Consider the following 5,608-nt stretch of genomic DNA (forward strand, 5'->3'; position numbering starts at 1 on the left):
CCGCCCGTCGCGGATCTCGAACAGCAGCACCTTGCCGATCTTGTGGCCGTAATAACTTCGTATAGCATACATTATACGAGGTTATACGATATGCCCATCGCACCGGCACGTTCGGCTTCGCCCAGGACGACGCGCGCGGCGACGCCTGGCTCGAAGCCGCGCGCGAGAGCGAGCCCGGCTCGCTCGCATGGAACCAGATCGCCACCGCGTTCGAGTATGAAAACCGGCGCCCCGCCGATGCCCTCGCCATCTGCCAGCTCGGCTACGAGGCCGGCGGCGATTCGTGCGACTACCTGCTCGGCTGCTTCTACAAGGAAGGCATGCATGTCGAGGCCGACCCGTACCGCGCCGCCCACTACTTCCGCGAATCGATGGAGGCCGGCGGCAACATGGCAGCGTACCGGCTCGGCTACACGTACCATCACATCGGGCAGACCAGCACGGACCGTGCCGAACGCGTGCGCATGCAGACCGAGGCCGTCGAGGCCGCACGCAAGGCGCACGAGATGGGGCATACGGACGGCCTCGAGTGCATGCTGATGTTCATCGGCGACATCGAGGACTATCCGTCGCGCCATCGCTACGTCGACGAACTGCGCCGACATGCCGAAGGCGGTCACCCGGCCGCGATGGCCGCGCTGTCGTTCTTCCTTGCCGACATCAACGACAAGTCGCTGTACGACTATCGCGAAAGCGTGCGATGGATCATGGGCGCGCACGCCATCGCACCGGACGACGAATACGTGCTGAACATCACGCGTGTCAGCCACGAAGACGGCATGCTCGGGAAGCTGCGCTACAAGCTGCAGCGCAAGCAGATCAAGGCGCACGAGATTCCGGGCGCCGACAACGCGATGGTCTGAACCCGCACCGACGCACGCGCCCGCTCGCCGGCGGGCCGTGCGTGCATCATCCCGGCAGCCGGGCGAGAAACGCCAGCATCGCCGCGTTGAACCGCGCGGGCCGCTGCAGCGGTGCGAAATGACTCACGCCGGGCAGGATCGTCAACGTCGCGCCGGGGATCGTGCGCGCGAGGTACGCCGCATGCTCGGGCCGGATGAATTCGTCGTGCTCGCCCTGCACGATCGCGACCGGCACGGCGATCGCCGCGAGATCCTGCGCGGTGTAATTCGGTTGCGTGCGCATCATTTCGCTGACGGCCGCGACGAACGCGTCGAACTGCTCCGGTGTCGCGGACAGTTGCGCATAGTCCTTGCGATGCCGCGCGAAACAGCGGTCGATCAGCGGGCTCGACGCCATCTCCTTCGTGCCGCCCGGATCCATGTTGCAGGCGAAGAAGAACACGCCGGCCGCGCGTTCCGGTGCGCGCGCGGCCAGCACGAGTGCGATGCATGCGCCGTCACTCCAGCCGACGAAGCGCGCACGATCGACCTGCAGCGCGTCGAGGACGGCCAGCACGTCCGATGCCATGCGTTCGTAGGAGTAAGGGCGGTCGTCGCGCGTGCTGCGGCCGTGGCCGCGGCTGTCGATCACGATCGCGCGGTAGCCGGCCGCGAGCAGTGCCGGCACCTGGTTGCCCCAGTTGCCGCCGTGGCCGAGGCCGCCGTGCAGCAGCACGACCGCCGGCCCCCGGCCGAACGACGCGTGCCAGATGCGCGCGCCGTCGTGGTCGAGCCACCCTTCGGCGTCGGCTGCCGGCAGCGGCGTGCCGCCGTGCGCATCGAAGCGAACGAGTTCGTCGTCGTCGAGTTCCGCATTCATCGTTCAGCCATCCTTGAGAAGGAGACGAGCTTGCGATTGTAATGCGGGCAGCCGATGAGGTCGTGGCCCCTCAGGCCTGCGTCGACACCAGTCCGCCCGACGGCGAGCCGCCGGATTTCTCGAGTGCCGCGGCGAGTTGCGAGATCGCCGTCGCGAGCGCGGCCGAAATCGCACTGGCTTCCGCGCTCAGCGACTGCTGTTCGACGGCCGCAGTCGGGTCGTCCTTCGCACGCTGGGCGGCGATGGCCATCTGCCGCTCCAGCGTCGCGAGCTGCTTCTGCAGCCGCTCGATCAGCGCCTTCAACTGGGCGACCGCCGGGTCTTCCGATGATGCGCCCGCCGCACCGAGCGTTTCGCCGGTGGCGCCGGCCGAATCCTTCGCGCCGGAGGGGCTGGTCGTGCCGGTCGCACCCGTCGTGCCGGTCGCGCCCGTGGTGCCGTCCGTGCCCGTCGCGCTCGCGGCATTCGTTGCGCCGGTGGGCGACGTCGCGGCGGACGGGTTCGCGACCACGCCGCTATCCGCGAGCGGGGATCGCGCGGTCGGGGAGAAATCGATCTGCATCGTGTCGGTCCGTATGTCGGTAAACGAAGTGACAGGGCGAAAATCGCCTTCCAGTTCGTTTACGGCATTCGTCACACGAAACTTGAATATCGGGGCCGGGTGGATTGCCGTGCGATGAGCACAATGGATCGGGAAAGGGCCAGATGGGCGGCATGACGGCGCTGGTAAAATCGCCGCTTCGCCGGCTGGCTACGCATGTCGAGCGCCTTCCCGTGCTCGACCGCGAAGCCGCCGGCTTCGACTCCCGGCCCCCGTTGCGCGCGGCATGCGACATGGGCCGGCGCCGCGATCGCGGCTTCCCGAGTTGCCGTTTCCGTCCGCATGCGTACTCCGCTCGCCCGCTCGAGCGGCGAACGCCGCGCGGCACACATTCACCTCATCACGCATTCGAGGAACACACGATGGCCCGCATCGGCGCCTTCTGCATCACGACGTGGCTCGCCGCCGCGATTCTCTACTTCGGCCAGCACTCCGTCGCGATGATCGTGCTCAGCGGTGTCGTGGTGTTCGGCGGATTCGATCTGCTGCGTCCGTAAGTGCGCGGCCGTACCGGGTGCCTCTTGTCGCACGCATCCTCGTGCGTGCGTCGCAGGTTCGCCAGTGCCTTCAATCCTTGAAGCGCTGCGACGCGCTCGACGGATGCGCGCAGCGCGGCGCCCCGCGCGCACCCTTGCGTTCATCGCACGCCGCCCTGGTGCTGCATGCGCATCGCGGTTGACGCACCGCCCGCCGTCATCTGCGTGTAGTCCGCATTCGGCCCGGATGGCGGCGTCAGGTTGTCGGCGGCCGCCCATTGCGTCGGCGTGGCGGACAGCGCATAGCTCATCGTGCCGCCATTGGCGATCTTGCCCAGCGGTAGCCACGAGCCCGCGTAGTCCGTGCCGTTGACCTTCAGCGACTGGATGTACGGGAACGCGGCATGGCCGGTATCGTCGGCCGCGACCTGCTTGTCGCTTTCGAGTCGCAGCGTCTTGCCGTTGCCGAGCCAGACCGTGATCCCGCTGAACTGCGGCGTCGACAACGCAAGACCGGCTTCCGACGGAATCACCGGGAACATGCCGAGCGTCGCCCACACGTACCAGCTCGACGTCGCGCCCATGTCGTCGTTGCCCGGCAGGCCGTCGCGGCCGGTGCCGAACGTCTGCGCCATGATGATCGGCAGGATGTACTGCGCCCCGCTCGGTTGCCCGGCCCAGTTGTAGCCCCACGGCGACTGGAACGACGGTTCGTTGCCGATGTAGAGGCCATTCGACGATTCGCCGCCGTTCAGGCTGCCGGCGGTCGGCACGGTCGAATACGGCGTCGTGATCGAGAACAGCTTGTTCAGCCGCGCGACGGCCGCCTGCTTGCCGCCGATCGCGTCGATCAGCGCGGACCAGTCCTGCGCGAAGGTCCAGAAGTAGTTCGGCTCCGTCGATTCATGGAACGCGCCCTGCACGAGCGTGCCCAGCGTGCCGGGCGCCGCCCCGGCCGGCGGCGCGTTGCGCGCGGCGATCACCTTGTTCGGGTAGTCGAAGATGTTGCGCCACCACGACGCACGCGTATACAGCGTGCCGATGTTGTCCGCCGTCACGCCGACCGACGGCGCGTTCAGCACGCCGGCAGGCAGCGCCTGCAGGAACGCGGCCGCGGAGCGGTCGCTCAGCACGCGCTCGATGGTCGCGGACGACGAATGGCCGTCGTCGCTCTGCGACAGGTAATGGGCCGTCAGGAAGTTGGCGAGCCCGGGCGCACTCGCGCGGTCGTTGCACGCGCTCGACGGATCGAACACCGACTGCTTCGTCAGCCGTGCGGCCGACACCAGGTCGAAGTCGGTCGCGCCGAACTTGTAGGAACCGGCAATCACGTTCAGTGCGTTGTCGCCCGCCATCGGCGTCGAATCGTCGCTGCCGTCGACCCAGTGCGGGAACGCGCCGCATTGCAGCCCGTCGACGACGAGCGACTGCATCATGTCGCTCGCTTCCCGCGGGGCAAGCAATGCCAGCAGTTGCGCCTGCGACCGGTACGTATCCCACAGCGAGAAGCCCGTGTAGTGATTGGCGCCGCCGCCTTGCGAGCCGTCGGGACGTTTGTACGCGTAGTCCTTCACGTTCGCGGTGGCACGCTGCGGGACGGTGCCGGTCCGGTCGACCGAGGTCGGATAGCTGCCGTTCGCGTTCCTCGGCTGACGCATGCTGCGGAACTCGCCATTCGTGTCGCTATAGAGCGTCGGCGCGCTGAATACGTGATACAGCGCCGTATAGAACTTCGTGAGGTTCGCCTTCTGCGTGGCGTTCAGCGCAGCCGGGTCCTTCGCCTGATCGATCTGGATCGTATTGAGCCGGTCGTTCCACGCCGCCGATGCCTTCGCACGCGCATCGTCGAACGCGAGTTTTTCACCCTCGGCCGCGAGGTTGGCCTGTGCGTTCGACACGCTGACGGACGAGATGCCGACCTTCACGGTGACGGTCCTGTCGTCATCGGTCAGGTCGAACTGCAGCGTCGCGGCGCCGTTGCTCGCGGTATTCACCGACGACGTACCGGTTTGCTTGCGCAGCGGCTTGTCGAAGGTCGCATAGAAGTACACCGGAGCGTTCCAGATTGTGCCGTACGGCGTGCAGAACGCCGGCGCGACCGCCTGCCCGCTCATCGACTTGCCGTCGCCGGCGATCGCAAGCGCCACGTTGTTCGCGGTGATGCTCGTGCGGCTCGAATCGCTGTTGCCGTTCAGCTTCGCATCGACCGAGAAGAAACCCTTGTCCTTGTCCGTGTACGTAAAGCGCGCGAGGCCGGCGCGCGCGGTCGCGCTCAGCTCCGTCGTGATGCCACTCGCGAGGCGTACCTTGTAGTAGCCCGGTTGAGCCACTTCTTCCGAATAGCTGTATGCGATACCGGTCGGCCTGCCGCCCGGCGCGATGGCGTTCGCCCCGTCGGTGGGCAGCATCGCGACCGCGCCCTGCCCCGGACAGCCGACGCCGCTCAGATGCGTGACGCTGAAGAAGTCGATCGTGCCGCCCGACCCACCCGACGACAGGTAGCCGCCCGAGCCGTTGAAGTTGTAGCGCGGTGTGTTCGGACCGAAATCCACCATTCCGAACGGCACGGTGGCGCCCGGGTTCACGTTGCCCCCGTAGCCGGAGTCATTGTTGACCTGCGTGCCGATCAGCGGGTTGACGAACTGCGTCAGCTGCATGTTGGTGCGCGCGGGCGTGGACGGTTGGCCGGGTTGTGATGGCTGCCCGGGCTGCGATGGCCCCGATGTCGATGGCCCGTCCGTGCCGCCATTACCGGGGGTGCCGCCGCTGCCGGCGATCGACGGGCTGTTCACGTCATCGCCGCCACACG

The 5,608-nt window shown here is 67.3% G+C and carries 6 protein-coding genes; 2 read left to right on the plus strand and 4 right to left on the minus strand.

What is annotated here, in order from left to right:
- Window positions 1–71: 71 nt before the first annotated feature.
- Window positions 72–326 carry a hypothetical protein gene (locus JMF90_RS40175; protein WP_236598015.1) on the minus strand — a complete coding sequence of 85 codons (255 nt, stop codon included), beginning with the start codon at window positions 324–326 and terminating at the stop codon, window positions 72–74.
- Here JMF90_RS40175 and JMF90_RS21735 point away from each other — a divergent pair.
- On the plus strand, window positions 321–863 hold the full coding sequence (locus tag JMF90_RS21735) for a hypothetical protein (protein WP_236598016.1): 543 nt from the start codon (window positions 321–323) through the stop codon (window positions 861–863). The two genes, JMF90_RS40175 and JMF90_RS21735, sit on opposite strands and share 6 nt — an antisense overlap.
- Before the next feature lie 46 nt (window positions 864–909).
- Here the strand turns inward: JMF90_RS21735 and JMF90_RS21740 are convergent, their stop codons facing one another.
- Both JMF90_RS21740 and JMF90_RS21745 read right to left on the minus strand, forming a co-directional pair.
- Complete coding sequence (locus tag JMF90_RS21740) at window positions 910–1,722, minus strand: alpha/beta fold hydrolase (protein WP_201317248.1); 813 nt, start codon at window positions 1,720–1,722, stop codon at window positions 910–912.
- Between the two features lie 70 nt (window positions 1,723–1,792).
- Window positions 1,793–2,284: a hypothetical protein gene (locus JMF90_RS21745; protein WP_200161151.1), complete on the minus strand. Its 492-nt coding sequence runs from the start codon at window positions 2,282–2,284 to the stop codon at window positions 1,793–1,795.
- 143 nt (window positions 2,285–2,427) lie between these two features.
- Here JMF90_RS21745 and JMF90_RS21750 point away from each other — a divergent pair, with 143 nt between their 5' ends.
- Complete coding sequence (locus tag JMF90_RS21750) at window positions 2,428–2,820, plus strand: hypothetical protein (protein ID WP_197285623.1); 393 nt, start codon at window positions 2,428–2,430, stop codon at window positions 2,818–2,820.
- A 140-nt stretch (window positions 2,821–2,960) separates the two neighbouring features.
- Here JMF90_RS21750 and JMF90_RS21755 read toward each other — a convergent pair whose 3' ends face one another.
- Window positions 2,961–5,456, minus strand: coding sequence for a glycoside hydrolase domain-containing protein (locus JMF90_RS21755; protein ID WP_197285621.1), 2,496 nt, complete (start codon window positions 5,454–5,456; stop codon window positions 2,961–2,963).
- Window positions 5,457–5,608: the final 152 nt, after the last annotated feature.

The organism is Burkholderia sp. E168m23 (assembly GCF_016586125.1).
Classification (GTDB): Bacteria; Pseudomonadota; Gammaproteobacteria; order Burkholderiales; family Burkholderiaceae; genus Burkholderia; species Burkholderia orbicola.

Coding starts and splice junctions, on each gene's coding strand:
- JMF90_RS21745 (WP_200161151.1), bottom strand. CDS start 2,284: ATGCAGATCGATTTCTCCCCGACCGCGCGATCCCCGCTCGCGGATAGC.
- JMF90_RS21735 (WP_236598016.1), top strand. CDS start 321: ATGCATGTCGAGGCCGACCCGTACCGCGCCGCCCACTACTTCCGCGAA.
- JMF90_RS21755 (WP_197285621.1), bottom strand. CDS start 5,456: ATGCAGCTGACGCAGTTCGTCAACCCGCTGATCGGCACGCAGGTCAAC.
- JMF90_RS21740 (WP_201317248.1), bottom strand. CDS start 1,722: ATGAATGCGGAACTCGACGACGACGAACTCGTTCGCTTCGATGCGCAC.
- JMF90_RS21750 (WP_197285623.1), top strand. CDS start 2,428: ATGGGCGGCATGACGGCGCTGGTAAAATCGCCGCTTCGCCGGCTGGCT.
- JMF90_RS40175 (WP_236598015.1), bottom strand. CDS start 326: ATGCATGCCTTCCTTGTAGAAGCAGCCGAGCAGGTAGTCGCACGAATC.